The following is a 25735-nucleotide window of genomic DNA, read 5'->3' as shown; positions in this document are numbered from 1 at the left end:
GTCCTTGTCTTTCCGGGGTGGGGCGGTCGGTCAAGGGTGGCCGTAGGCCATCGCGGAGCGACGCGACCGCAGGGAGCGCCCTTGACGGGCCGTCCCGCACCGGAAGGACGATGGGACTGACGGGAAACCCCCAACCCTCCCTGATGCGGACCGACAGGGTGCCGCCCCTCCCGCCGCAGCCCGCCTCCCCCCTCCCCCCGCCCCCGCCCGCCACAGCCGGAAGGCCCGGCACCCCTCGGGGGGCCGGGCCTTCCTTCCTTGCCTTTGTTCGGGTCAGCTCAGCGGTTACGCCTCGAAGACCTCGTTCAGCAGGAGCTGCTGCTCCGCCTGGTGGCGCTTCGCCGAGCCCACCGCCGGGGAGGAGCCGTGCGGGCGCGAGATGCGCCGCAGGCGCTCGCCCGCCGGGACGTCCGCGCCGACCGCCAGGTCGAGGTGGTCGATCAGGTTGAGGGCGATGAAGGGCCACGCGCCCTGGTTCGCCGGCTCCTCCTGCGCCCAGATGTACTTCGCCGCGTTCGGGAACTTGGCGATCTCCGCCTGGATCTCGGCACCCGCCAGCGGGTACAGCCGCTCGATGCGGATGATCGCGGTGTCCGTGATGCCGCGCTTCTCCCGCTCGGCCTCCAGGTCGTAGTAGACCTTGCCCGCGCAGAAGACGACCTTGCGGACCGCGTTCGGGTCCACCGTCGAGTCGCCGATGACCGGACGGAACGAACCGTTCGTGAACTCCTCCGCCTTCGACGCCGCCGCCTTCAGACGCAGCATCGACTTCGGGGTGAAGACGATGAGCGGCTTGTGGTGCGGGTTGTGGACCTGCCAGCGCAGCAGGTGGAAGTAGTTCGACGGCAGGGTCGGCATGGCGACCGTCATGTTGTCCTGCGCGCACATCTGGAGGAAGCGCTCGGGACGCGCGGACGAGTGGTCCGGGCCCTGGCCCTCGTAGCCGTGCGGGAGGAGGAGGGTGACGCCGCTGGTCTGGCCCCACTTCTGCTCCGCCGAGGAGATGAACTCGTCGACGACGGTCTGCGCGCCGTTGACGAAGTCACCGAACTGGGCCTCCCAGAGGACCAGCGCGTCCGGGCGGGCCAGCGAGTAGCCGTACTCGAAGCCCATGGCCGCGTACTCGGAGAGCAGCGAGTCGTAGACGTTGTAGCGGGCCTGCTCGTCCGACAGGTACTGCAGCGGGGTGTAGTCCTCGCCGGTCTCCCGGTCGATGAGGACCGCGTGGCGCTGGCCGAACGTACCGCGGCGGGAGTCCTGGCCGGACAGGCGGACCGGGGTGCCCTCCATCAGCAGCGAGCCGAAGGCGAGGGTCTCGCCCATGCCCCAGTCGATGGTGCCGTCGTCGATCATCGCGGCACGGCGCTGCAGCTGCGGCAGCAGACGCGGGTGCACGGTGACGTGGTCCGGGATGTTGACCTGGGACTCGGCGATCCGCTTGACGACGTCCTGCGAGATGGCGGTGTTGACCGTGACCGGGAACTCCTGCGCGGTCTGCGCGGGCGGCACCGGGGCGCCGGCGGGCTGCGTGGCGGCCTCGCGGACCTCCGCGAAGACCTTCTCCAGCTGGCCCTGGAAGTCCTGGAGCGCCTGCTCCGCCTCTTCCAGCGTGATGTCGCCGCGACCGATGAGGGACTCGGTGTACAGCTTGCGCACCGAGCGCTTCTTGTCGATCAGGTCGTACATCAGCGGCTGCGTGAACGCCGGGTTGTCCGACTCGTTGTGACCGCGGCGGCGGTAGCAGATGAGGTCGATCACGACGTCCTTGTTGAACGCCTGGCGGAACTCGAAGGCGAGCCGCGCGATGCGGACCACGGCCTCCGGGTCGTCGCCGTTCACGTGGAAGATCGGCGCCTCGATCATGCGGGCCACGTCGGTCGCGTACATCGAGGAACGCGAGGACTCCGGGGCGGCGGTGAAGCCGACCTGGTTGTTGATGACGACGTGGACGGTGCCGCCGGTGCGGTAGCCGCGCAGCTGCGACATGTTCAGGGTCTCGGCGACGACACCCTGGCCGGCGAAGGCCGCGTCACCGTGCAGGGCGACGGGCAGGACGGTGAAGTCCGTGCCGCCCTTGTTGATGACGTCCTGCTTGGCGCGGACGACGCCCTCCAGGACCGGGTCCACCGCCTCCAGGTGCGAGGGGTTGGCGACGAGCGAGACCTTGATCTGCTCCCCGTCCAGGCCCGTGAAGGTGCCCTCGGCGCCCAGGTGGTACTTGACGTCACCGGAGCCGTGCATGGACTTCGGGTCGAGGTTGCCCTCGAACTCGCGGAAGATCTGCGCGTACGACTTGCCGACGATGTTCGCGAGCACGTTCAGGCGGCCGCGGTGGGCCATGCCGATCGCGACCTCGTCGAGGCGGGCCTCGGCGGCCGAGTCGATGACGGCGTCGAGCAGCGGGATGACGGACTCGCCGCCCTCCAGCGAGAAGCGCTTCTGGCCGACGTACTTCGTCTGCAGGAAGGTCTCGAAGGCCTCCGCCGCGTTCAGGCGGCGCAGGATGCGCAGCTGCTCCTCGCGCTCCGGCTTGGAGTGCGGGCGCTCGATGCGGTCCTGGATCCAGCGGCGCTGCTTCGGGTCCTGGATGTGCATGAACTCGACGCCGGTGGTGCGGCAGTACGAGTCGCGCAGGACGCCGAGGATGTCGCGGAGCTTCATCATCGACTTGCCGGAGAAGCCGCCGACCGCGAACTCGCGCTCCAGGTCCCACAGGGTGAGGCCGTGCTCGGTGATGTCGAGGTCGGGGTGCTTGCGCTGCTTGTACTCCAGCGGGTCGGTGTCGGCCATGACGTGGCCGCGGACCCGGTAGGAGTGGATCAGCTCGAAGACGCGGGCGGCCTTCGTGACGTCGTCGTCGTGCGAGGCGTCGATGTCCCGGAGCCAGCGGACGGGCTCGTACGGGATGCGCAGCGCCTCGAAGACGTCGTCGTAGAAGCCGCTCTCGCCGAGCAGCATGTTCGCGACGATGCGCAGGAACTCGCCGGAGGCCGCGCCCTGGATGACCCGGTGGTCGTAGGTCGAGGTCAGGGTCATGACCTTGGAGATGCCCAGCTTGTTCAGGGTGTCCTGCGAGGTGCCCTGGAACTCGGCGGGGTAGTCCATGGAGCCGACGCCCATGATGACCGACTGTCCGGGCATCAGGCGGGGCACGGAGTGGACGGTGCCCAGGCCGCCGGGGTTGGTCAGCGAGACGGTGACGCCGGTGAAGTCGTCCATCGTCAGCTTGCCGACGCGGGCGCGGCGGACGATGTCCTCGTACGCCTGCCAGAACTCGAAGAAGTTGAGGGTCTCGGCCTTCTTGATGCCGGCGACGACGAGCTGGCGGTCGCCGTTCGGCTTCACCAGGTCGATCGCGAGGCCGAAGTTCACGTGCTCCGGCTTGACCAGGGTGGGCTTGCCGTCCTTCTCCGCGAAGGAGTAGTTCATCGACGGCATGGCCTTGATGGCCTGCACCATCGCGTAGCCGATCAGGTGCGTGAAGGAGATCTTCCCGCCCCGGGCGCGCTTCAGGTGGTTGTTGATGACGATGCGGTTGTCGAACAGCAGCTTCACCGGGACGGCGCGGACGGACGTGGCCGTCGGGACGTCGAGGGAGGCGTTCATGTTCTTGGCCACGGCGGCCGCCGGGCCGCGGAGCGTCACCAGCTCGGGGCCCGCGGGGGCCTCGGCGGCGGGCGCGGCCTTCTGGGCGGCGGCGGGGGCGGCGGCGGCCGGAGCCGGGGCCTGAGGGGCTGCGGCGGCCGGTGCGGCGGCCTGGGCCTGGGAGGTGACAGTCACAGCAGGGGCACCAGAGGGGGTGGCAGGAGCAGGGGCAGGAGCTGACACAGGCCTGGGCGCGGCGGCAGGAGAGGGCGCGGCGGCGCTCGCCGCCCCCGTGGCGGCGGCGTCGGAGACCTGAGGGGCGACGGCGGCGGCGGCCTGTGCGGAGGCGCCGTCCGTCGTCGGGGACTTCCTGGGCTCGTCCGGCTTCACCGGAGAAGCAGCGCCCCCCGGGTTGTAGTCGGCGAAGAAGTCCCACCAGGCCCGGTCGACCGAATTCGGGTCCTGGAGGTACTGCTGATAGATCTCGTCGACGAGCCACTCGTTGGCACCGAAGCCTGAGGCAGGGTTCTTCCCGCCCTCTGCTGCTTCGGTCGTGGTGCTCGGGTTACTGGGGGACTGTGGCGACACGGCGGCAACCGCCCTCTTCCGCTTCACAAGGTATGGACAGCGGGAATAAAGGCTACGCCTCCCTGGCCGGTGCATGCAGACCGGGCGGGAGATACGTCATGTAGGTCACACCGAACGGCGGGTTTCGCCGGTCTGAATGGCGGGAAACCAGCCTGGTTCGGGTAGGGGGCAGCGTGGTTGCGGCCCCCATGGCTTCGCACCCCTGACGGACCCCGGGCACGTGTGGCCGAGATCATGTCCTACGCACTCGAACCCTACGTCAATGTGACGCCGGGGAGCTGCCCGGAAGCGTGACGAGGATGCGGCACCCGCGTGACGATTCGGCCACCCCGATATGCCCTCCGTGCAGGCCCACGGCCCAGCGGGCGATCGCCAGCCCCAGTCCGGTGCCCCCGTCGCCGCCGTTCGCGCTGCCCCGGTTGAACCGCTCGAAGACCCGGTGCCGCTCGGCCTCCGGGATCCCGGGCCCCTCGTCCCGCACCTCCAGCGCCAGGCTCCCGGGCGCTTCGCCCTCCCGGGCCCGGACGGTGACCCGGCCGTGCGGCGGGCTGTGCTTGACCGCGTTGTCGATCAGGTTCGCCACCACCTGGTGCAGGCGCTCGGCGTCCGCGTACGCCGTCAGCTCGGGCGGGAACACGTCCAGGTGCAGGTGCACGTCGTTGCGGGTGTGCCCGCCCGAGCCGGAGGACAGGCCCGGCCGGCCGGCCGCGGCGAGGCCCGATTCCTTCAGCACGCCCGACAGGTACGGCCACACCTCGAAGCGGCGGGCCTTGAGCGGCACCACCCCGTTGTCCACCCGGGACAGGTCCAGCAGGGTCTCCACGAGCCGGCCCAGGCGCTCGGTCTGCTTCAGCATCGTGCGCATGGTCTCGGGATCGGCGGCCGAGACCCCGTCCACCACGTTCTCCAGCACCGCCCGCAGTGCCGCGATCGGCGTGCGCAGCTCGTGCGAGACGTTGGCGACCAGCTCCTTGCGGTGCCGGTCCACCGCCTCCAGGTCGTCCGCCATCAGGTTGATCGTGGAGGCCAGGTCGCCCAGCTCGTCGCGGCGCCCGGCCCCGCGCACCCGGCGGGTGTAGTCCCCGTCGGATATCGACCGGGCCACCGTGGTCATCTCGTCCAGCGGCGCCGTCAGGCTGTGCGCCACGAACTGGGTGATCAGCATCGAGGCGATCACGGAGAAGACCGTGATGAACCGGAACTCGGTGCTGGTGCGCACCGCCACCATCAAGAGGCCCGTGGTGATGAAGACCGAGACCACGACGAGCGTGCCCAGCTTGGTCTTGATCGAGAACGGGGAGAAGGGCCGCAGGCCCCCGGTGCGAGCACCGGCTCCACCGGATCGGCTGACGCCGCGCCCCCGATCGCGCCCGTTGCTCACGCCTGCGCCGGGGTCTCCAGGGCGTACCCGACGCCATGGACCGTACGGATCCGCTCCGCCCCGATCTTGCGGCGCAGGGCCTTGATGTGGCTGTCGACCGTACGGGTCCCGGACGCGTCGGCCCAGTCCCACACCTCGGCGAGCAGCTGCTCCCGGGAGAGCACCGCCCGCGGGGTCCCGGCCAGGCAGACCAGCAGGTCGAACTCGGTCGGCGTCAGGTGCACGTCCTCGGCCTGCACCCGGACGCGCCGCTGCGCGTGGTCGATCTCCAGGTCGCCCAGGCGCAGGGTGGCCCCGCGCGGGGCGGTGGCGGCCAGGGTGGCCCGCTCCACGCGCCGCAGCAGTACGTGGACCCGCGCCGCGAGCTCGCGCATGGAGAACGGCTTCGTCATGTAGTCGTCCGCGCCGACCCCGAGCCCGACCAGCATGTCGGTCTCGTCGTCCCGCGCGGTGAGCATCAGCACCGGCACCGGACGCTGCGCCTGGACGCGGCGGCAGACCTCCAGGCCGTCGAAGCCGGGCAGCATCACGTCGAGGACCAGCAGCTCGGGCTGCCAGCTCTCGGCCGCCGCCACGGCGGCCGGTCCGTCGAATGCGGCCTGCACCTGGAAGCCCTCGGCGCGCAGCCGGGCCGCGATCGCGTCGGCGATCGTGCGATCGTCCTCGACCACGAGCACGCGCCGCTGAGCGCCTGGGGTGGCCGCGGCTCCGCCGTGGGTGGTGTGTGTCTGTTCCATGTCCCGCCCCTGAAGATCCGCGTGGTAGGGGTGCAGCGTAGAGGAGGCACCGGCCTGCGGCTATGCGGGGTTCGGACAGGGAAACGTGCGGAACCTGGGGTTCCGATTACGGCGGGAATGCGGATATGGGAGGTGATGCCGGGTGGCCGTCCCCCCACTGAACGGCCACCCGGTGCGCGGTGATCATCAGCCACCGCGCGCATGTGACGACCTTTTTGTCGACCCCCTACAGGGACAGGCCGTGCCCGTACGGGAACACAGGGTCGACCGTGTCGTTCGGCACGTCCGGCCGTGAAGCCTCCACCGCGGCCATCGACCGCGGCAGCTCGAAGGGCAGCCGCCCCCGTGCGGCCGTGCGGCCGAAGGCCACGTCCAGCAGGGCCGCGTCCTCGGCGCCGTAGTCCGCGATCAGCGCCGCCGCCCGCTCGGCGATCTCCGGGATCACCGCCGCCCGCTCCAGGTTGATGCAGACCAGGGTGGGTACGCGGGACAGGAGCGCCAGGATCCGCGAGAGCTCCGGCTCCGGGAAGGCCAGCGACCCCGAGTGGAAGAACGACTCGAAGAGGTTCTCCCGCGGCTCGTACGGGGTGCGCAGCCGCAGCACCGCCAGGTCCGCCGCCCCCGGGTCCGGCACGACCTCGCCGTAGCCGGCCGCGACCGCCCCGTCCACGCCCTCCACGTACAGCTTCGGGGTCCCGGGGACCGGCAGGAGGCCGCCGGGGTTGGTGAGCACCGTGAGCGAGCGGCGCTGGGCCGCCGCGCCCGCGGCCGCGAAATCGGCCCGGCCGACGGTCTCCGCCGCCGCGTCCGGGTCCACGTACGGGTTCTCGAACAGGCCGAGGACGAACTTCTCGCGCAGCAGCCGCGCCACCGACGCGTCGATCCGGGCCTGCGGGATCCGGCCCGAGCGCACCAGCTCCACGATCACCTCGGGACACTGCTCCCCGCCGAACTGGTCCGCTCCGGCGTCCAGCGCGCGGGCCGCCCGCTCGGCGACGCTCAGGTGCTCCACGCCCCAGGCCCGCGCCGGATGGGTCTCGCCGAAGATCGAGGAGTCGTTGAGCAGCCCCCAGTCGGTGCAGACGATCCCGTCGAAGCCCAGCTCCTCCCGGAGCAGCCCCGTGACCACGCCCTTGTTGAACCCGAAGCCGACCTCCTCCCAGTCCGTGCCGATCGGCTGGCCGTAGTACGGCATCATCTGCGCGCAGCCCGCGGCGATCGCCGCCTTGAACGGCTCCAGGTGGTGCTCGCGCATCCCGCCCGGGTAGACCTGCTCCTTGCCGTGGGCGAAGTGCGGGTCCTCGCCGTCCTTCTGCGGGCCGCCGCCGGGGAAGTGCTTGACCATCGCCGAGACGGACTCCGGTCCGAGCTCCGGGCCCTGCAGGCCCCGTACGTACGCCCTCACCAGCTCGGCGGTGAGCCGCGCGTCGGAGCCGAACGTGCCGGTCTGGCGGGCCCAGCGGGGTTCGGTGGCCAGGTCGATCTGCGGGTGCAGGGCGACGCGGAAGCCCACGGCCAGGTACTCGCGGCGGACGGTGTCCGCGAAGCGGAAGACCAGCTCGGGGTCGCCGATCGCGGCCAGGCCCAGCGCCTCCGGCCAGGCGGAGAAGGCGCCGGAGTTGAAGGAGGCGCCGACGTTGTCGGTGAAGGCGTGGCGCGGGTCGGTCGAGAGGGTGACCGGGATGCCGAGGCGGGTGGCCGCGGCCATCTCCTGCACCGCGTTCTGCCACTGCGCCATCTCGCGGGCGCCGTAGGTGCCGAGCAGGTTGAAGTGGCTGATGTGCCGGTCCCCGATCAGCTCGGGGGTGGTGAACGGGAGCATCGAACCGTCGGTCTCGGTGACCGGGGTGCCGTCCGGATTCATCATCAGCATGGAGTGGAAGAGCTGGCCGGCCTTCTCCTCCGGCGTCATCCGGGAGAGCAGGTCCGCCACGCGCTCGTCCACGGGGAGGGCGGCGTCCTTGTACGGGGGGATGGCGGCGGGGGGCGTGGCGTTCATCGGCGTACGGCTCCTGGGTGCGGTGCGGTGCGGTGCGGTGCGGCGGTTCCGGGGAGGGTGCGCACCACCGTAAGCGCGAAAACCTTGCACCCACTAGGTTTTGGAAAAGTGAGCTGGATCACCCCTTCCGGGGTCCGCGACGGCACCGCCTAGGGTGGTCCGCATGGCACAGCACAAGGAGGCGGCCGCCCCGAAGGCCGCCGGCCGCGGCACCTACGCGGTGGGCGACGCCCGCCGCCGCAAGATCCTCGACACCGCGGTGGAGCACTTCGCGCAGTGGGGCTTCAACGCCTCCTCGCTCGCCCGCATCGCCCAGGACTGCGGCATCACCCAGGGCGGGCTCCTGCACCACTTCCGCGGCAAGGAGGACCTGCTGCTGTCGGTGCTTGCGCGGAGCGAGCAGCACGACGTGGAGCGGCTGTTCAGCGAGCCGGCGCAGTCCGTCGCCGCGTACTACGCGACCGTCGTCGCCCTGGCCGCGGACAACGCCCGCAGGCCCGGCCTCGTACGGATGTACAACACGCTCGTCGGCGAGTCCGGAAACCCCGGCCACCCGGCGCACGGCTACTTCACGCAGCGCTACGCCCGGGTGCTCGCCCACAACGTCCGGCTGCTGGAGACGGGCGTGGCGCGGGGCGAACTGCGTCCCGCCACCGACTGCGAGGCGGTCGCCCGCGAGACCCTCGCCGTGATGGACGGCCTCCAGATCCAATGGGTCCTGGCCCCCGGGGCCGTGGACATGCCGGCCCTGCTGCACGCGTACCTGGACCGGCAACTGCGCGGGATCTCGACGTCGGGCACGGGCCTGCCGGCGGCCTGAGCGGCCGGGGGCGGCCGGGGCGGTGGGCAAGGGCGCGCCGGCGGGCCGACCGGACCGGCCGCGCGCGTCAGTGCGGTACGGCGTCCGCCGCGTCGCCTTCCTTGAACGGCAGCCCGTTCGGGTAGCCCGCTTCCTTCAGGCACACCGCCACGAACTGCTGCTGGGCCTCGGCCGTCGCCCCCGCGGGGGCCTTGGCCACACAGGCGGCCTTGACGGCGTTGAACCGGCGGATCTCCCGCGCCTGCTGCGCGTCCTCCCGCGGCGCGGGCGGAGGCTGCGCGGGCGGGGGCTGCGCGGGCGGGACCGGGTTCGCGGGTACCGGCACGAGCGGAGGGCACTTGGACTGCTTGAGGGCGGCGTCGTACGCCTCGCCGTAGCCGTCGACGTACCCGTGGCGGTAGCGGTTCTGGGGATCGCCGTAGTCCAGGGAGGGCTTGGGCTTGCACTTGAGGCCGACCGGCCAGCCGGCGGCGTACCCGGCGCGGCAGCCGTCCCAGTACGGGTCGGCCTTGGTGAGGCAGGTGAACGTCGGAGCGGCCGCCGCCGACGGGCCCCGGGCGGGTGGCGCCGCGGCCTGAGCGACACCGCCCCCCGCCCCGATCACCTGGGACAGCGCGAGTGCGGCGAGGATCGGCAGCGTGCGCGCGACGGGGTTCGGACGTCTGCGATACATGGGCCGCGACCTTTCTCGGGGGAGCCCCCCTCGGCGGACCTCTGTTGCGGTGGTCGCTCCTCTTTCAGTCAACGGCCGGGCCCGGGCGTAGTCAACGCGACGGGTCGGCCTCGAACGGGGGCAGTTCGGCCAGCACGCCGCGCAGGGCCGGGGTCAGGGAATCCTGGGCCACCGTGACCTCGTAGCCGCCGTGCACGAAGGTGTAGACGAACCCGTCGAACACCGCCGGGCCGCCCGTCGGGAACCTCGGCAGGCGCGCGAGGTCCGCCTGGGCGAGCGCCGTGCGCAGCCTCGCCTCCCGGTCCGCCGGCAGCTTCCCGGTGCCCGCCGGGTTCAGCCGGCGGTCCAGCCGGGTCCACGAGCCGTCGCCCTTGACCGCCAACGTGGCCGCCTTCCCGGCGTAGCCGCCGGTGCGGGTGACGGTGACCAGGCGCTCCAGCGCCGAGGAGGGCCCGGGGGAGACGGGCACGGAGGAGGCGCTCGGGGCGCCGGACGGCTTCCCCGGCGCGGGGTCCGTCGCCCCTGGGGACGCGGGCCCGGAAGACGGCTGCGCCGGAGCGGAGGCCGACGGCGGAGCCGACGCCGCACCGCTGCCGCCACCGCCCGCCGGGGGACTCCCGGACGGCTTGTCCGAGCCGCCGCCCCCCGAACCGCACCCCGCCAGGAGAACCGCACCCAGCAGTACCGCCGCGACCGCTCGCAAGGTGCGCACACGACCACCCCCAAAGGTTTTCGGACCGATCCCCGAGTATGGAGTCGGCACCACCCGCACGGACAGCACCAGGAGGACGACATCCGCCGCCGCATCGCCGCCTGGCGCTGGCTTCCGCCGCTGCTCGCCGTCCTGCTCGGCCTCTGGGGCCTGGAGCGCGCCGGCGCGGACGGCCGCGGCAGCATGTGGCGCGACGAGTCCGTCACCTGGCAGGTCGCGCACCGGGCGCCCGGCTCGATCGCGGAGCTGCTCGGCCGGGTCGACGCCGTCCACGGGCTGTACTACCTGCTGATGCGCGCGGTGTTCCTGGTCTGGGACGGCGGGGGAGCCGGGCCGGGCGGCGGGCCGGGTGCGGCCGGCCTGTGGGCGCTGCGCCTGCCCTCCGTCGCCGCCACCGCCCTCGCCGCCGCCGGGGTGGCCGCCGTCGCGCACCGGCTCGCCGGGGAGCGGGCGGCGCTGTGGTCCGGCGCGGCCTACGCCGTGCTGCCGCCCGTGCAGATGTACGCCCAGGAGGGCCGCTCGTACGCCCTCGTCGCGGCCGCCGTGGTGTGGGCGACGTACCTGATGCTGCGCGAGCGCTGGATCGCGTACTCCGCGGTGCTGGTGCTCGGCTGCTGGCTGCACGAGTTCGCCGTACTGGCCCTCCTCGCGCACGGGGTCACCGCCCGGCGCTCCCGCGGCTGGCGGTGGAGCGCCGCCGCGGTGGTGGCCCTGCTGCTGCCGCTGGCCGCGGTGAGCGCCCGGCAGGCGGAGCAGCAGCTGGGCTGGCTCGGCCGGCCGAGCTGGCGGGACTGGGCGGCGTACGCGGTGGTGGCGGCGGTCTCGCTGCTGCTCGCGCGGAGCCCGGCGCTGCCGCGGGAGCTGGTCCGGGTCGCCCTGCCGCTGGTCTTGCTGCCGCCCGGCCTGCTGATGGCGGTCTCCCTCGTCCACCCCTGGTACGTGGACCGGTACGTGCTCTACGCGCTCGCCGGCCTCGCCCTGCTCGCCGGGGCCCGGCTGGCGGCGGCCCGGGGGTGGTGGCCGTGGGTGCTGGTGGGCGCCCTGCTGGTGCCGTTCGGGTGGTGGTCGGTATGGCTGCGCACCCCCGAGAGCCGCAAGGACGACGTGCTCGCGGTGGCCGCGACCGTACGGGAACGGGCGCGGCCGGGAGACGCCGTGCTGTTCATGCCCTCGCGGCGGCGCGAGTGGCTGCTCTCCTCGCCGCGGCTGTACGGGAGCCTGCGCGACCTGGCCCTGGACCGCACCCCGGGGGCCTCGCACAGCCTCCAGGGAACGGAGCTCCCGCCCGCCGAGATCCGGACCCGCCTGGCGGACGCCCCCCGGGTCGTGGCCCTCCTGGACCCGGCGGACCAGCCGCTGGACCCGTACCCCCGCGAGGCGGTCAAACGCCAGACGCTGGCCTCGCACTTCGAGCTGTGCTCGGTGGACGAGGTCCGGGGCGCCCGGATCGCCCTCTACGCGCGGCCGGGCCACTGCGGTCGCGACGACACCCCCTAGCGAAGTCTGTCCTGGTAGCGGGCGTGTGGACCGGCGAACGGTTCGACGTAGTCCTGCTGGTGCGCCGGGTTCAGCTCGGTCGTGTCGGGTCCGAGCAGGAACGGCTTGCCGTGGTCGGTCAGGGTGAACGCGCTGCGTTCGCCGGTCGGCAGGGTGACCGTCACGTCCACCGTCATGCCGTAGGTGGCCTGGGTGGGCGCGACGACGGCGCCGATGCCGAAGGTGCCCCGGCCGTCCGTGCCCGCCTTGCCGAAGGCGAACAGCTCGTCCACGGCGAGCGGCATCGACAGGCCCACGCCCCGCTCGGGGCGCCAGCTCGGGTCGTACTTCAGCGAGCCGCTGGGGAAGGGGCCCAGCGCGTGCAGGGTGTTGGGGAACAGGTGCCGCTCGATGCCGATCATGTCGATGGGGGCGACCGGCTTCACGCCGTCGCGCGCGCAGGAGTAGCGGTAGCGCTGCGCGGCGTCGAGACGGACGCTCTCCAGCCGCACCGACGCGTTCAGGACCGCTCCCTCCGTGAGGGGAGGGCCGCTGATCACGAGCTGGAGCTGGTGGTCGCCGGCCGGAACTCCGCCGGCGCGCAGCACCGAGTCGTACATGCGGCCACAGGCCACCTCGCCGAGCCGCGCTTCGCCCCCGACGGCGGCCGGCGGGTCCTGCGGGGCATCGGACTCGGCCTCCCAGTGGTCGGGCTGCGGCACGAGGGCGGCGGCGACGGAGACGCCGGCCTGGGGAGGCTGCGGGTCGCCGAAGGCCCGGGACAGCGGGCGGGGGATCTGGAAGTCCCGGTCGGCGGAGGTCGACAGCGCGGCCGCCGGCGGTGCCAGGGTGAAGGGGCGGCCGTCGTCGTCCACCCGTACGGTGACCTGCCTGCCGCTCTCCTCCACGTCCAGTTCCAGCCACCAGGAGCAGGCGCAGGTGGTCGTCGTGACGGTGACCAGCCCCGTGGCCGTACCGCCGGCCCGGACCGGAAGCGGGGCCTCCTTGCGGATGCCGGCGTGGTCCAGGGAGAGGCGGACCGGCTGCACGGGCTTGCCGCGGGCCACGGTGACGGCCGCCAGCCGTTCCTCCCGCCCCCGTCCGGCGCAGCCGACGTCGTCGCCGCGCGGCACGGATATCGCGGGCCCCTTGACCACGCGCACCCCGCGGACCACGGCCGCCCGGGAGGGGGAGGCCCCGACGGAGTACGCGAGGGTGACCTGCCCGCGGGGTACGGCTCGGGCAGCGGTGGCCCACCGGAACAACGGGACGCAGCCCAGCACGCCGCGCATCAGCTCGGCGGGCGGCTTTCGGCCGGGCTGGGGGAGGGTGGCGCTCCAGGGGCCGCCGTCGCCGGCGACGTCCAGGAGCGGTGCGCCCGTCGCGTACAGGCCGTGCCGGCCGGGACCGTCCGGGGCGGGGAACAGCGCACGCAGGAGCGCGACGGTGAGGGCGGAGCACAGGACGAGGACGAGGACGGAGGCCGCCGCGGTGACGGCGGAACGGCGCCGGCCCCCCGGCCGGCGGCTCGCCGCGTCGGCGCTCATCCCGCTTCTCCCGGTGCGACCCACTTGGTGCCGTTGCAGCGGAATGCCCGGTTCAACGTGTCGGTCCCCTGGGCCAGGACGAACGGACGTCCCGCCGTGTCCACGAGCAGGTGCTGCTGACGGCTCCCCTGCGTGTAGGCGACGTCGAGCACGAACTCGTAGGCGACGGCCGCCGGACCCGTCGCGGTGCCCGCCTCGACGGCGACGTCGAAGTAGGCCGGATCCCCCTGGGCCGCCACCTGGACCTTGGAGCTCGGATACTGCGCCTGCGGCTGCCCTTCGGCACCCTGCTCCATGGCGGGCTGCCGGGGGCGGGACAGATCGAGGGTCACCCGGCTGACTTCACCGACTCCCTGGGGCCCGCCGCAGCGGTAGAGCGGGCCGGCGGGCACGGGGTGCGTGCGTTCGATGCGGGCCCGGACGGAGGTGATGGTGGCGGGCGTGCGGGTGAGGTTCGTGAGGATCAGCCGGATCCTCATCATGCCCGCGTCGACCCCGCCCTCGGCGACGATCTGCGCCAGGGAGTCCTGGGCATCGCCCATGAGGAGCGGTTCCTTCTCGTACGTGGAGCCCGGCGCGGCCCGTACGAGGTGGTGGTCGTTGAGCAGGTCCCACCAGACCTCGGATGCGGCCGTGATCCGCGGGGCACCGGGCGGTGGCTCGCTCGCGGACCAGATGTCGAGGTACGCCGAGACGACCGCGGCGACGACCGCGCTGAGCGCCACTCCGGCGGCGGCGAGCGCGAAGGTCCGCAGCTGTCCGCGCACCCGGGTGCCGAGTCGGCGGCCTTCGGAGTCCGGCTCCGGCTCCGGCTCCTGATCCGGCTCTTCGGGCGGGGTGGCGGGCGCGGCTTCGGGCTGGTCGTCGGCTTCCGCGTCCGGTTCGGCCTCCGCGTCGCTTTCGGGTTCGGCATCGGGTTCGGCTTCGGCGTCGGGTTCGGCGTCGGGTTCGGCTTCCGCGTCGGATTCCGATCCGGCCTGTTCCGTCCGCTCGTGCGGCTCCACCGGTCCGCCGTCGGATGCCGCCCCGACGGGGCGCGCGGACCCGGCCGCCGGTTCGTGCTGCTCGCTGGTCGTCTCCGTCACGGCTCCCCCAAGCCTTGGCCCCGGCTCCCCGGGGACCGCCATGGTGCGGTACCCGGGGCCCGGAGCAGAGACGAAATACGGCCAACTACCTCATGGGCAAGGTGCCTTGCCGGAGCGCCGCGACTTCGTAGGAGGATGTGCGTGACGGGCCGCCACGTCTTCGGCCCGCCGACCGTCCGGAGGTGCCGCATGACCACGATCCGCCCGCCCGCAGAGGCCCCCGCCCGGCCCGGGCCGCCGCCCGGCCCGCTGGTCGGCGTGGACTGGCTGGCCGGCCGGCTCGGCGAGCCGGGGCTCGTCGTGTTCGACGCCTCCGTGGGCGCCCACCGCGGCGCCGGCCGGCGGATCCCGGGGGCGCGCCCCTTCGACCTCGACGGCGACCTGTCCGACCACGGCGCCCCCGCCCCGCACACCATGCCCGCGGCCGCCGCGTTCGAGGAGGCGCTGCGCGCGCTCGGTGTCGACGACACGAGCACGGTCGTCGTCTACGACGGCGCCGGCCTCTACTCCAGCGCACGGGCCTGGTGGATGCTGCGCGCCATGGGCTTCGACCGGGCGGCCGTCCTGGACGGCGGGCTGCCCGCCTGGACCGCCGCCGGACTGCCCGTCGCGGAGGGCGGACCCGCGTACGAGGGCCCGCCCGGCTCCTTCACGGCCCGGCCGCGGCCGGGGCTGCTGGTGGACTTCGCCGCCGTCGGGGCGGCCCTCGCCGATCCGGGGGCGCTCGTACTGGACGCCCGTACGCGCGAACGCTTCACCGGCACGGCCCCCGAGCCGCGGCCGGGGCTGCGCGGGGGCCACATGCCCGGCGCGGTGAACCTGCCGTTCGGGGACCTCCAGCGCGGCGGCCTGATGCGGCCGGCCGGGGAACTCCGCGAGGTGTTCGCGGCGTTGACCGGTGACCGGGAACGGCTCTACTTCAGCTGCGGCTCGGGCGTGACGGCCTGCGTCCTCGCTCTGGGCGCCACCCTCGCGGGCCGCTCCTCCCTGGCGGTCTACGACGGCTCCTGGACGGACTGGGCCGGCCGCCCCGAACTCCCGGCCGCCACGGGCTGACGGCTCGGACCGGGGGCTGGCCCCACCCCGGGCAGGGGTACGACCCCCATCGAAAGAGGGCGGCCCGGACACCACACTCGAACGCATGCCTTCCCACATCACGTCATTGCGCTTCAGCCGGACGGTGGTCGTCCTCATGACCGCCGGACTGCTGCTCTACGGCTGCTCCTTCGAGGACACCGGGCAGCGGACGGCCACGGCCGACGAGACGGTGGCCGAGGCCGTCAGCGCGGTCGAGGTGAAGGAGGCCCGGAGCGGCTCCGTCGAGGTGACCCCCGGCACGGGCCCGGGGGTCACGGTCCGGCGGACCGTCCACTACCGCGGCGGCGCCGAGCCGAAGCCGGGCCGGCGGATGTCGCAAGGCGTCCTCACCCTCACGGACGGGTGCACGGACTCCTGCCGCGTCGACTACCGCCTGGAGGTCCCGGCCTCGGCCACGGTGACGCTGGCGAGCGGCAGCGGCCGCATTTCGGTGAGGGGGGTGGCGGGGGCGGACCTCTCGTCCTCCTCCGGCGACGTCAGCGCCGACCGCATCGCCGGCCCCCTGAAGGTCCGTACCTCGTCGGGGTCGGTCACCGCCACCGCCCTGACCGCCCCGGAGGCGGACCTCCGCACCTCCTCGGGCGACGCCCGCGTGGCGTTCACGAGCCCGCCGGCCAGGGTGACGGCGCAATCCCGCTCGGGCGACATCACCCTGAGCGTCCCCCGGGCCCCGTACGACATCACCGCGGCCACCACCTCGGGCACCCGCGACACCCTCCCCACCACTTCCGGTGCCCCGTCCCGCCTCTCGGTCCGCACCTCCTCGGGCGACATCCGCATCCGGCCGGCGGGCTGACCCCGCGCCGCCCGCCGCCGGCCGCCCGCCGCCCGCCGCCCGCCGCCGGCGCCGTCGGCGTCGTGCGAGGTCGGCGCCGGGTTCCGGGTGGAGAGGCCGGGCGCGCACCGGGTGTGGCGACGGGGGTGCTCCGGGTGTTCGCCGGGGGCGAACGGTGGTTGGGGAACATTGGGGGGCGCACATGCATTGAGTCGGCATAGCTCAACTTCACTGCCGGAGGGAAGATCATGGCTTCGACGTCCGTAACGCTCACTCTGCCCGTGCTGCCGCTCGACGACGAGGTCGTGCTGCCTGGGATGGTCGTTCCGCTGGACCTGTCCGACGCCGAGGTGCGGGGGGCCGTCGAGGCCGCCCAGGCGGCGGTCCGCAGCGGGAAGCCCCGGGTGCTGCTCGTGCCGCGGGTCGACGGGAAGTACGCCGGCACCGGTGTGCTCGGGACCGTCGAGCAGGTGGGGCGGCTCTCCGACGGGGACCCCGGCGCGCTCATCCGCGGTGTCGGCCGCGTCAGGATCGGAGCCGGCACCACCGGGCCCGGGGCCGCGCTCTGGGTCGAGGGCGAGAGCGTCGACGAGCGGCTGCCCGACCCGCTGCCCGGGTCCGTCACCGAGCTCGTCAAGGAGTACAAGGCACTCGCCACCAGCTGGCTCAAGAAGCGCGGAGCCTGGCAGGTCGTGGACCGGGTCCAGCAGATCGAAGGGGTGTCCGCGCTCGCCGACAACTCCGGGTACTCGCCGTTCCTGACGGTCGCCCAGAAGGTCGAGCTGCTGGAGACCGCCGACCCCGTCGCCCGCCTCAAGCTGGCCATCAGCTGGCTGCGCGACCACCTCGCCGAGCAGGACGTCGCCGAGTCCATCGCCAAGGACGTCCAGGACGGCGTCGAGAAGCAGCAGCGCGAGTTCCTGCTGCGCCGTCAGCTGGAGGCCGTCCGCAAGGAACTGCGCGAGCTGAACGGCGAGAAGGACGGCGAGGAGTCCGACGACTACCGGGCCCGGGTCGAGGGCGCCGACCTGCCCGAGAACGTACGGGAGGCCGCGCTCAAGGAGGTCGACAAGCTGGAGCGCTCCAGTGACCAGTCACCCGAGGGCTCCTGGATCCGCACCTGGCTCGACACCGTCCTCGAACTGCCCTGGAACGAGCGGACCGAGGACGAGTACGACATCCGCGGCGCCCGCGCCGTCCTCGACGCCGAGCACGCCGGGCTGAGCGACGTCAAGGACCGCATCACCGAGTACCTCGCCGTGCGCAAGCGGCGCAGCGAGCGCGGCATGGGCGTCATCGGAGGCCGCCGCGGCGGCGCCGTCCTGGCCCTCGTCGGGCCGCCCGGCGTCGGCAAGACCTCCCTCGGGGAGTCCGTCGCGCACGCCATGGGCCGCAAGTTCGTCCGCGTCGCCCTCGGCGGCGTCCGCGACGAGGCCGAGATCCGCGGCCACCGCCGCACGTACGTCGGCGCCCTGCCCGGCCGGATCGTACGGGCCATCAAGGAAGCCGGGTCCATGAACCCGGTCGTCCTGCTCGACGAGATCGACAAGGTCGGGTCGGACTTCCGCGGGGACCCGGCGGCCGCGCTGCTGGAGGTCCTGGACCCCGCCCAGAACCACACCTTCCGGGACCACTACCTGGAAGTGGAGCTGGACCTCAGCGACGTGGTGTTCCTGGCCACCGCCAACGTCCTGGAAGCCATCCCCGAGGCGCTCGCCGACCGCATGGAGCTCGTGCGCCTCGACGGATACACCGAGGACGAGAAGGTCGTCATCGCCCGGGACCACCTGCTGCCCCGCCAGCTGGAGCGCGCCGGCCTCGGCGCCGAAGAGGTGGTGCTGGAGGAGGACGCCCTGCGCAGGCTGGCAGGGGAGTACACCCGCGAGGCGGGCGTGCGCACCCTGGAGCGGTCCATCGCGCGACTGCTGCGCAAGGTGGCCTCCCAGCACGAGCTGGGGGAGCGGGAGCTGCCGCTGCGCATCGGCGCCGACGACCTGCGCGGGCTCATCGGACGCCCGCACCACGTCCCGGAGTCCGCGCAGGACCCCGCCGAGCGGCGCACCGCCGTGCCCGGGGTGGCCACCGGACTCGCCGTCACCGGCGCGGGCGGCGACGTCCTGTTCGTCGAGGCCTCGCTGGCCGACCCCGAGACCGGGGCCGCCGGACTCACCCTCACCGGCCAGCTCGGCGACGTGATGAAGGAGTCGGCGCAGATCGCGCTCAGCTTCCTGCGCTCGCACGGCGCGGAGCTGGAGCTACCGGTCGCCGACCTGAAGGACCGGGGCGTGCACATCCACTTCCCGGCGGGCGCGGTGCCGAAGGACGGCCCGAGCGCGGGCATCACGATGACCACGGCCCTCGCCTCGCTGCTCTCCGGGCGGCAGGTGCGCACGGACGTGGCCATGACCGGCGAGGTCTCCCTCACCGGGCGCGTCCTGCCCATCGGCGGGGTCAAGCAGAAGCTGCTGGCCGCGCACCGGGCCGGCCTGACCACCGTGATCATCCCGAAGCGGAACGAGGCCGACCTGGACGACGTCCCGTCCGAGGTGCTGGAGGGACTGGAGGTCCACCCGGTGACGGACGTGCGCCAGGTACTGGAACTGGCCCTCAGTCAGGCGGAGGCCGTGGCGGTGCCCGCGGCCGCCTGACCGGTCCCTCTCGCGACGGTGAAGCCGGCCCCCGGGACCCACGTGGTCCCGGGGGCCGGCTTCACCGCCCTTCTCCCCGGAAGGCCGGTGCGGCGGGGTCCCGGGGCGGGCGGCGGGGCGCTGCGAAATACTGGTGCCTCAGGACACCACCGATGGGAGCGGACGTGCACGGAAGCGAAGACCAGGAGTTCCTTGCCCTGGAGCGGGAGCTGTCCGTCTTCCTCCGGCGTGCCAGGGCCTCGTCCGGGGAGATGGCCCGCGCGCTCCACCCCGAGCTGGAGCCGGCGGCGTACGGGCTGCTCGTGCGGCTGGAGGCGGCGGGCCGGCAGCGGGCCACCGAGCTCGCCGCCTACTTCGGCGTCGGCAAGGCCACCATGAGCCGCCAGCTGCGGGCCCTGGAGCTGCTGGGGCTGGTGGCGCGCGAACCGGACCCGGCCGACGGCCGGGCCTTCCTGGTCGGCCTCACGGACGAGGGCCGGGAGCGGTTCCTGCGCGTACGGGGGGCCAGGCGCGAGCAGTACATGCGCAAGCTCGCCGACTGGGACCGCGGGGAAGTGGCCGAACTCGCCCGGCTCCTGCACCAGCTGAACCAGGGAGCGGAGTAGCCGCTACAGCTCCGCGTACGCCGCCGAGGCGTCGTCGTGGCGCTTGCCGCGCCCGTGCGCGCGGGCCGGGTCCGACTCCAGGGTGCGGACCCGGGCGATCAGGGACTGCGCGCCCTCCTTGCGGAGCACCGCCAGGCACTGCGCCCAGTCGCCCTCCCCGAACGTGTCCGTCCACCGGCTCGCCCCGTCGGTGAGCGCCGCCAGCGCCCGGACCCGCCCCCGCGGGGTACGTCCCGTCACCGCCCGCGCCGCGACCTCCGGGTCCGCCGCCGCCGTGAAGAAGCCGCCCTCCGCGTTGCGCAGCGCGTCGGCCGAGGCGGCCGTCCGCAGCAGCTCGCGCGGGATCCGGTCCAGCCGGTCGTCGAGCACCGCCGTGACCTCGCCGCCGGGCGCTTCGAGGAGCAGTACGGAATCCGAGAGCACGAGGTGCTCCACGTAGGCCTCGTCCCACCGCGCCATCACCACGGTGGCCTGCGGGGTCCGCACGTGAGAAAGGTCACAGGTTTCGCGGTGCGCGTCGGCGGTGTCGCGGATGGACTGCGCCAGGATCCGGCCCAGCGGCATGTCCCGCCGCGATCCGGACAGTTCGGTCAATCGGCCCCCGAGCCGGGCCGCGAACCAGGGCACGCCGTGCGAACACCCCACCTCGCCGCTCGGCGGGGTGACCCCGTCCAGGGCGACCAGGACTCCGCCGCCCGTGGCGGGCATCGCCGCCGATAGCCAGTCCTCGTTGGGGCGTTCCGGGTGGCCGGGGGCCGAGGCGAGGTCGATGCGCATGCGGACATCCTGCCCGCCCTCCGCCGCCCGGCGGGCCGCGCCGGTCCAAAAAGTCCGTACCAATCGGGGGTTCTTCGCGCGCACCCCGTCCACCCGCCCGGAACGGCCCGGGGCGGCCCCGCCGGGGATGTGGGCGGGCATAGTGCCAAAGCCCTCGCCGATCTTTCAACCACCCGTCCATGACGGAGCTCCGAAGGCGCACCGCCGAGTTGGTCGCCAACTCATCCGTGATGTTCACTCGTTCGAGTGGCCGGGTGGGCGATGTCAGGCTCTCTCCCCAACACACTGCAAAGGTCTGAGGCGGTACGAGGGGGCAGGGGGCGTTTACTTGTTGACCGGCCGTTACCTCGGCCACACGAGTAGACGAGCACGAGCACACGTACAGGATTGCGAGCACCGGTGCAGAAGAAGCGGTCTCGGAAGAACGGCACCGCCACCGACGGACCCGCCCCCGCAGGACGCCCCGTCCGCGTGCGCAGCAGGCTCGTCATCGGCGTCGCCGTCGCCGGCCTCACCGTCCTCGCGGCCGGTGCCCCGGCCGTGGTCTCCGCGACGCGGGAGCTGAACGACTCCCAGCAGCTGGTCACGCTCGCCGAGCGGACCCAGCACACCCTCACCCTCGCGCACCTCCTCGGCGACGAGCGCGACGCCGTCGTCGAGTACGTGGCCAAGGGCCGCCCCGGCGCCCAGGCCAAGGGCCCCGTCCAGGAGCGCACCGCGCTCACCGACCGCCAGCTCGCCGAGGTCCGCAACGAGGCCGACGAGGCGCTCGCCCTCGCCCTCGGCCGCGTCCAGGCCGTCCGCGCCGAGGCCGTCGACGGGAAGGGCACCGCCCTCGCCGCCCACCAGGCCTACGCGGGCGTCATCGCGGAACTCCTCGCGCCCGGTGACCTGCTCGCCGAGCGGACCCCGCCGCGCGCCGTCGCCGCCCTCGCCACCACCCGCCCGCTGGCCCCCCTCGGCCAGGCCGTCGAACAGGCCTCGGCCACCCGCGGACTGCTGCTCGCCGCGCTGGCCGTCCCCCGCGGCGAGCAGTCCTCCAACACGGCCGCCGTGGACGAACTGACCACCGCCGCCCAGCGGGCCCGCGTACGGGAACAGGCCGCGCTCGACGACTTCAACCGGGTCGCGCGCCCCGACGTACGCCAGAGCCTCGCCGCCACCGTCACCGGACCCGACGTCAAGACGGCCGACGACTACCTCAAGCGGCTCACCGAGCGGCCCACGCTGTCCACGGCCGACCGCCGCCTCGACGGCGCGACCGTCGCCCCCTCGCTCACCGCCCGCATCGACCGCATGCGCTCCGTCGAGGCCACCCTCGCCGGACAGCGGGCCACCGCGCTCGCCACCCTGCGCGACGACGACGTGACCCGCCTGGAGATGCTGGTCGCGGCCCTCGGCCTGCTGTTCCTGGTGGCCATCGGCTTCGCGACGGCCGTCGCGCGCTCGCTGACCCGTCCGCTGTCCGTACTGCGCCGCGGCGCGGCCCGGCTGGCGACCCCGGAGGGATCGGTGGAGCCGGTCCGCTTCACCGGCCGCAACGACGAGTTCGCCGAGGTCGTGCGCCACCTCAACGCGGTCCGCGACCAGACGGTGTCCCTGCACACCCGCATCGCCGGCCTCGACGCCGACGGGCGCCGGCTCATCGGCCGCAACGAGGCCCTTTCCGCGGCCCGCGAGGCACTGGAGCGGGAACTGGCCGCGAGCCGCGAGGCGCTGGAGCTGGAGCTGACGGAGCTGCGTGCGGGGCTGGAGGAGCACCGCCGCATCATGTCGACGACCTCGGTCTCGCTCTCGCTGCGCACGCTGGGACTGGTGGAGCGCCAGCTCCAGGTCATCGAGGAGCTGGAGTCCAAGGAGCAGGACCCGGACCGGCTGGCGACCCTGTTCAAGCTGGACCACCTGGCGACGGTCATGCGCCGCCACAACGAGAACCTGCTGGTCCTGGCCGGCCAGGAACACGGCCACGGCGCCGGTGCCGCGCCGGTCCCGCTGGTGGACGTGGCGCGGGCGGCGGTCAGCGAGATCGAGCGCTACGAGCGCGTCGACCTGGCGGCCCTGCCGCCGTTCACGCAGGTCGCCGGGCACGCGGCCGACGACATCTCGCACGTGCTCGCCGAACTGCTGGAGAACGCGACGACGTTCTCGCCGCCCGAGGCCAAGGTCCGGGTCTCCGGATGGCTGCTCGACTCGGGCGACGTGGTGCTCTCCGTCGTGGACGAGGGCATCGGGATCACCGGCGACCGGCTGGAGGCGCTGAACGCCCGCCTGGCCACGCCGGAGGCCTACGACGAGGAGCCGGAGTCCGAACACGGCCTGGGCCTCGGCCTGTACGTGGCGGGCCGCCTCGCGGCCCGGCACGGGGTCACGGCCGAGCTGCGGCCCGGGCGGCACGCGGGCACGGAGGCCCTCGTGGTCGTCCCGGCCACGCTGCTGCCGACGACGCCGCCCAGGTCGCCGGTGCACACCTACGCGAACCCGGCGCCGGGCGTGCCGGAGCTGCGGCTGCCGGGTGTGATCGCGGAGGCGAACGAGAACACGATCCCGGGCCGGAGACTGCCCCAGGACCCGGCGGTGGAACGGGAAGCCGAGGCTTCGGCACAGGCCGCCCCGGCGGCCCTCGCCGCCGCCCCTGCCGAGCGCTTCCGGGACCCGGGCCCGGAGGCGGACGCGGAGCTCCTGCGGGGCATGGAGTGGGACCCGGAGCTGCCGGACACGGACTTCGCCGCCGACGCGGCCGCGGAGGGCTCTTCGGCCCCGGCTCCCGACGAGACTCCAGGTCACGGCCCGGACGCGCCCGCCGACGCCGGTGCGGCCCCGGCCCCGGAGCCGGAGGCGGCCCCGGAGCCGGACGCCGACGTCACGGCGGACGCGGCAGAGGACGGGGAAGCCTCCCCCGGTCCGGACACCACTGCGGAGGCCGGTGCGGACCTGGCCGGTCTCGGCCCGGATCTGGCCGGTGGGCTGGAGCCGGACGCGCGGGAGTACTCCCCGGCCGGAGACGGGCAGCTGCCGCCCGCCGACCAGGTGTTCACCGCCGGGCACGGCTTCGGGGAGCCCGCCGAGGAGCTGCTGGCCCGGGTGGTGCCGGACGCCGCTCCGCCGGCCGAGCCGGAGCTGCCGCCCGCCGACCAGGTGTTCACCGCGGCCGGGAGCACCGAACAGGCCCCGGGGGAGAGCGATCCCGGTGAAGAGCTCCTCGCGCGCGTCGTCCCCGACGCGGGACCGGAGGCCTTCGCGGCGCCCGGCCCCGACCCGGCGTCCCCCGAACCGCTGCCTGACGCCGGCCCGCGGGCCGACGTACCGGAAGCAGGCCTGCCGCTGCCCGGGCAGTCCGCCACCGCCGTCGCCCCCGACGGCCCGGCGGAGAACCACCGGCACGCACCCGACGAGGCCGACTGGGTCCCCCGCCAGGGGAGCCACCCCGACGCCGGACCGGAGACGGCGGCCGTCACCGGCAAGGGGCTGCCCAAGCGGACCCCGCGCACGGTGGCCGCGCCCCGCCCCGAGGCGGTACGGCCCCAGCCGCCGCGCCGGGTCGACGCGGAGGAGCTGCGCCGCCGGCTCGGCGGCTTCTACCAGGGGACGCGGGACGGACGGCGCGTCGTGGCCGCCGAGCTCGCACAGGACACCGACCAGGGGGACACCGCACAGGAGGCACGCACATGACCGCGCCCAGTACGTACGGACTGAGCACCCAGGCCCGCAACCTGCAGTGGCTGCTGACCGACCTGGTCGAGGAGGTGCCCGGCGTCAACTCCGTCGCCGTCGTGTCCTCGGACGGGCTCCTGCTGCTGTCCTCCGACCCCGGGGGAGCGGCCGCAGGCGCGGCCGCCGCCTCCGGCGAGGGCCCCGCGCGCACCAAGGGCCCGCGCGGCGCCTCCGCCGACCTGGCCACGATCGTCTCCGGCCTCGGCAGCCTCACCACGGGCGCCGCCGAGCTCATGGAGGGCGGGGCGGTCAAGCAGACGATGGTGGCGATGGAGCACGGCTCCGTCTTCGTCATGGCCATCAGCGACGGCTCGCTGCTCGGCGTGCACGCCGCCCCCGACTGCGACATGAGCGTGGTGGCGTACCACATGGCCCTGTTCGTGGGCCGGGCCGGCCACGTACTGACCCCCGAAGTCCGCAGCGAGCTGCGCCAGTCGATGGAGAAGACCCCGTGAGGAGTACGGCCCCGGCGTCAGGTGAGCCGGCTCCGGCGTCGGGTGGGGCGTCCGCCTCCGACCACCTGCCGATACGCGGAGCCGGCCGCCGGCCCGCCCGCGTCCGCCCGTACTCCGTCACGGGCGGCCGCACCCGCTTCGCACAGATCCTGCACGTGGAGACGTTCGTCGCCGCCTGCGACACCCGGGCGTCGGAGCCGCAGCGGCCCGAGCCCGAGGACCGCATGCCCGAGATGCCGGCCATAGTCGAGGTCTGCCGCCGCATGCGCACCATCGCCGAGATATCCGCGTTGCTGAAGCTGCCGCTGGGGGTGGTCCGCGTCCTGGTCAGCGACCTCGCCGACCAGGGACGGATACGCGTCTACGGGACCGGGCACGGCCCCGGCCGCCCCGAACGCGCGCTGCTGGAAAGGGTGCTCAGTGGTCTTCGCAGTCTCTGACCCGCCCGCCTACGCCCAGGCCCTGGCGGACGAGCCCGTCCAGCCCTGGCAGTACGACCGCTCCCGCGCCCCCGTCGCCGTCAAGGTGCTGGTCGCGGGCGGCTTCGGGGTCGGCAAGACCACCTTCGTGTCCTCCGTCTCCGAGATCACCCCGCTGCGCACCGAGGCGGTGATGACCCAGGCGAGCGCCCCGACGGACGACCTGTCCGGCACCCCGGACAAGAGCACCACCACCGTCGCGATGGACTTCGGCCGCGTCACCCTCGCCGACGACCTCGTGCTGTACGTGTACGGGACCCCGGGCCAGGAGCGGTTCTGGTTCATGTGGGACGACTTGGTGCGCGGCGCCATCGGCGGCATCGTCCTGGCCGACACGCGCCGGCTGCGCGACTGCTTCCCGGCACTCGACTACTTCGAGAGCTGCGGGCTCCCGTACGCCGTCGCGGTGAACCACTTCGAGGGTTCGCACGCGTACGAACCGCAGGACGTGCGGGAGGCGCTGACCATCGGGCCGCACGTGCCGGTGGTGGTCATGGACGCGCGGCGCCGGGACACCGTCGTCGAGTCCCTGGTGACGCTGGTGGGCCACGCGCTCGACGAGACCCCGGAAACCTAGAACCGCC

Annotated in this window: 19 protein-coding genes; 10 read left to right on the top strand and 9 right to left on the bottom strand. The window is 73.8% G+C overall.

Annotated elements, in window-relative coordinates; all coding sequences use genetic code 11:
- Positions 1-285: 285 nt before the first annotated feature.
- The 4 genes from ACFYXV_RS02265 to ACFYXV_RS02250 form a co-directional block, all read right to left on the bottom strand.
- Complete coding sequence (locus ACFYXV_RS02265; protein WP_385462219.1) at positions 286-4173, bottom strand: multifunctional oxoglutarate decarboxylase/oxoglutarate dehydrogenase thiamine pyrophosphate-binding subunit/dihydrolipoyllysine-residue succinyltransferase subunit; 3888 nt, start codon at positions 4171-4173, stop codon at positions 286-288.
- A 259-nt stretch (positions 4174-4432) separates the two neighbouring features.
- The gene (locus ACFYXV_RS02260; protein ID WP_385462332.1) at positions 4433-5485 is read right to left on the bottom strand and encodes an ATP-binding protein; all 1053 of its coding nucleotides are present in this window, start codon (positions 5483-5485) and stop codon (positions 4433-4435) included.
- A 65-nt stretch (positions 5486-5550) separates the two neighbouring features.
- Complete coding sequence (locus ACFYXV_RS02255; RefSeq protein WP_030153642.1) at positions 5551-6291, bottom strand: response regulator transcription factor; 741 nt, start codon at positions 6289-6291, stop codon at positions 5551-5553.
- Between the two features lie 226 nt (positions 6292-6517).
- Positions 6518-8290, bottom strand: a complete 1773-nt coding sequence (locus ACFYXV_RS02250) for a glycoside hydrolase family 3 protein (RefSeq protein ID WP_389381837.1) — start codon at positions 8288-8290, stop codon at positions 6518-6520.
- Between the two features lie 163 nt (positions 8291-8453).
- Here ACFYXV_RS02250 and ACFYXV_RS02245 point away from each other — a divergent pair, with 163 nt between their 5' ends.
- A complete protein-coding gene (locus ACFYXV_RS02245; RefSeq protein WP_385462226.1) occupies positions 8454-9110 on the top strand; it encodes a TetR/AcrR family transcriptional regulator in 657 nt (218 codons plus the stop codon).
- A 67-nt stretch (positions 9111-9177) separates the two neighbouring features.
- On the opposite strand, the gene ACFYXV_RS02240 is transcribed toward ACFYXV_RS02245, so the two are convergent.
- Together ACFYXV_RS02240 and ACFYXV_RS02235 are read right to left on the bottom strand one after the other, a co-directional pair.
- Positions 9178-9783: a hypothetical protein gene (locus tag ACFYXV_RS02240; protein WP_389381836.1), complete on the bottom strand. Its 606-nt coding sequence runs from the start codon at positions 9781-9783 to the stop codon at positions 9178-9180.
- Positions 9784-9874: 91 nt separating this feature from the next.
- On the bottom strand, positions 9875-10252 hold the full coding sequence (locus ACFYXV_RS02235; protein WP_389381835.1) for a hypothetical protein: 378 nt from the start codon (positions 10250-10252) through the stop codon (positions 9875-9877).
- A gap of 426 nt (positions 10253-10678) precedes the next feature.
- On the opposite strand from ACFYXV_RS02235, the gene ACFYXV_RS02230 reads away from it, so the two are divergent.
- Entirely contained in the window at positions 10679-11992 is a 1314-nt protein-coding gene (locus ACFYXV_RS02230; RefSeq protein ID WP_385462235.1) for a hypothetical protein, read from the top strand.
- On the opposite strand, the gene ACFYXV_RS02225 is transcribed toward ACFYXV_RS02230, so the two are convergent.
- Together ACFYXV_RS02225 and ACFYXV_RS02220 are read right to left on the bottom strand one after the other, a co-directional pair.
- Positions 11989-13518 (bottom strand): hypothetical protein, encoded by a 1530-nt coding sequence (locus ACFYXV_RS02225; RefSeq protein ID WP_389381834.1) that lies wholly within the window; start codon positions 13516-13518, stop codon positions 11989-11991. The genes ACFYXV_RS02230 and ACFYXV_RS02225 overlap by 4 nt on opposite strands.
- Positions 13515-14603, bottom strand: a complete 1089-nt coding sequence (locus ACFYXV_RS02220) for a hypothetical protein (RefSeq protein ID WP_389381833.1) — start codon at positions 14601-14603, stop codon at positions 13515-13517. Before ACFYXV_RS02220 ends, ACFYXV_RS02225 begins: the two co-directional genes overlap by 4 nt.
- 189 nt (positions 14604-14792) lie before the next feature.
- Here ACFYXV_RS02220 and ACFYXV_RS02215 point away from each other — a divergent pair, with 189 nt between their 5' ends.
- From ACFYXV_RS02215 to ACFYXV_RS02200, 4 genes are all read left to right on the top strand, one after another.
- A complete protein-coding gene (locus tag ACFYXV_RS02215) occupies positions 14793-15659 on the top strand; it encodes a sulfurtransferase (RefSeq protein WP_389381832.1) in 867 nt (288 codons plus the stop codon).
- Between the two features lie 85 nt (positions 15660-15744).
- Complete coding sequence (locus ACFYXV_RS02210; RefSeq protein ID WP_389381831.1) at positions 15745-16497, top strand: DUF4097 domain-containing protein; 753 nt, start codon at positions 15745-15747, stop codon at positions 16495-16497.
- Positions 16498-16724: 227 nt separating this feature from the next.
- Entirely contained in the window at positions 16725-19124 is a 2400-nt protein-coding gene (gene lon / locus ACFYXV_RS02205; protein ID WP_389381830.1) for an endopeptidase La, read from the top strand.
- A 152-nt stretch (positions 19125-19276) separates the two neighbouring features.
- Entirely contained in the window at positions 19277-19729 is a 453-nt protein-coding gene (locus ACFYXV_RS02200; protein ID WP_048475449.1) for a MarR family winged helix-turn-helix transcriptional regulator, read from the top strand.
- Positions 19730-19732: 3 nt separating this feature from the next.
- On the opposite strand, the gene ACFYXV_RS02195 is transcribed toward ACFYXV_RS02200, so the two are convergent.
- Positions 19733-20506, bottom strand: a complete 774-nt coding sequence (locus ACFYXV_RS02195; protein WP_383347357.1) for a protein phosphatase 2C domain-containing protein — start codon at positions 20504-20506, stop codon at positions 19733-19735.
- A 471-nt stretch (positions 20507-20977) separates the two neighbouring features.
- Between ACFYXV_RS02195 and ACFYXV_RS02190 the strand changes: the two genes are divergently transcribed.
- From ACFYXV_RS02190 to ACFYXV_RS02175, 4 genes are read left to right on the top strand one after another with little or no spacing between them, the layout of a single operon-like run.
- Positions 20978-24175 (top strand): nitrate- and nitrite sensing domain-containing protein, encoded by a 3198-nt coding sequence (locus ACFYXV_RS02190; protein WP_389381829.1) that lies wholly within the window; start codon positions 20978-20980, stop codon positions 24173-24175.
- Positions 24172-24672 carry a roadblock/LC7 domain-containing protein gene (locus tag ACFYXV_RS02185; protein WP_385462255.1) on the top strand — a complete coding sequence of 167 codons (501 nt, stop codon included), beginning with the start codon at positions 24172-24174 and terminating at the stop codon, positions 24670-24672. Before ACFYXV_RS02190 ends, ACFYXV_RS02185 begins: the two co-directional genes overlap by 4 nt.
- Positions 24669-25112, top strand: coding sequence for a DUF742 domain-containing protein (locus ACFYXV_RS02180; RefSeq protein WP_385462258.1), 444 nt, complete (start codon positions 24669-24671; stop codon positions 25110-25112). The genes ACFYXV_RS02185 and ACFYXV_RS02180 overlap by 4 nt, the downstream gene beginning before the upstream one ends.
- The gene (locus ACFYXV_RS02175; RefSeq protein WP_389381828.1) at positions 25093-25728 is read left to right on the top strand and encodes an ATP/GTP-binding protein; all 636 of its coding nucleotides are present in this window, start codon (positions 25093-25095) and stop codon (positions 25726-25728) included. Before ACFYXV_RS02180 ends, ACFYXV_RS02175 begins: the two co-directional genes overlap by 20 nt.
- The last annotated feature ends 7 nt before the right edge of the window (positions 25729-25735 follow it).

This window comes from Streptomyces sp. NPDC002181, assembly GCF_042890485.1.
Lineage (GTDB): Bacteria > Actinomycetota > Actinomycetes > Streptomycetales > Streptomycetaceae > Streptomyces.
This window is presented reverse-complemented; position numbering and strand designations above follow the sequence as displayed.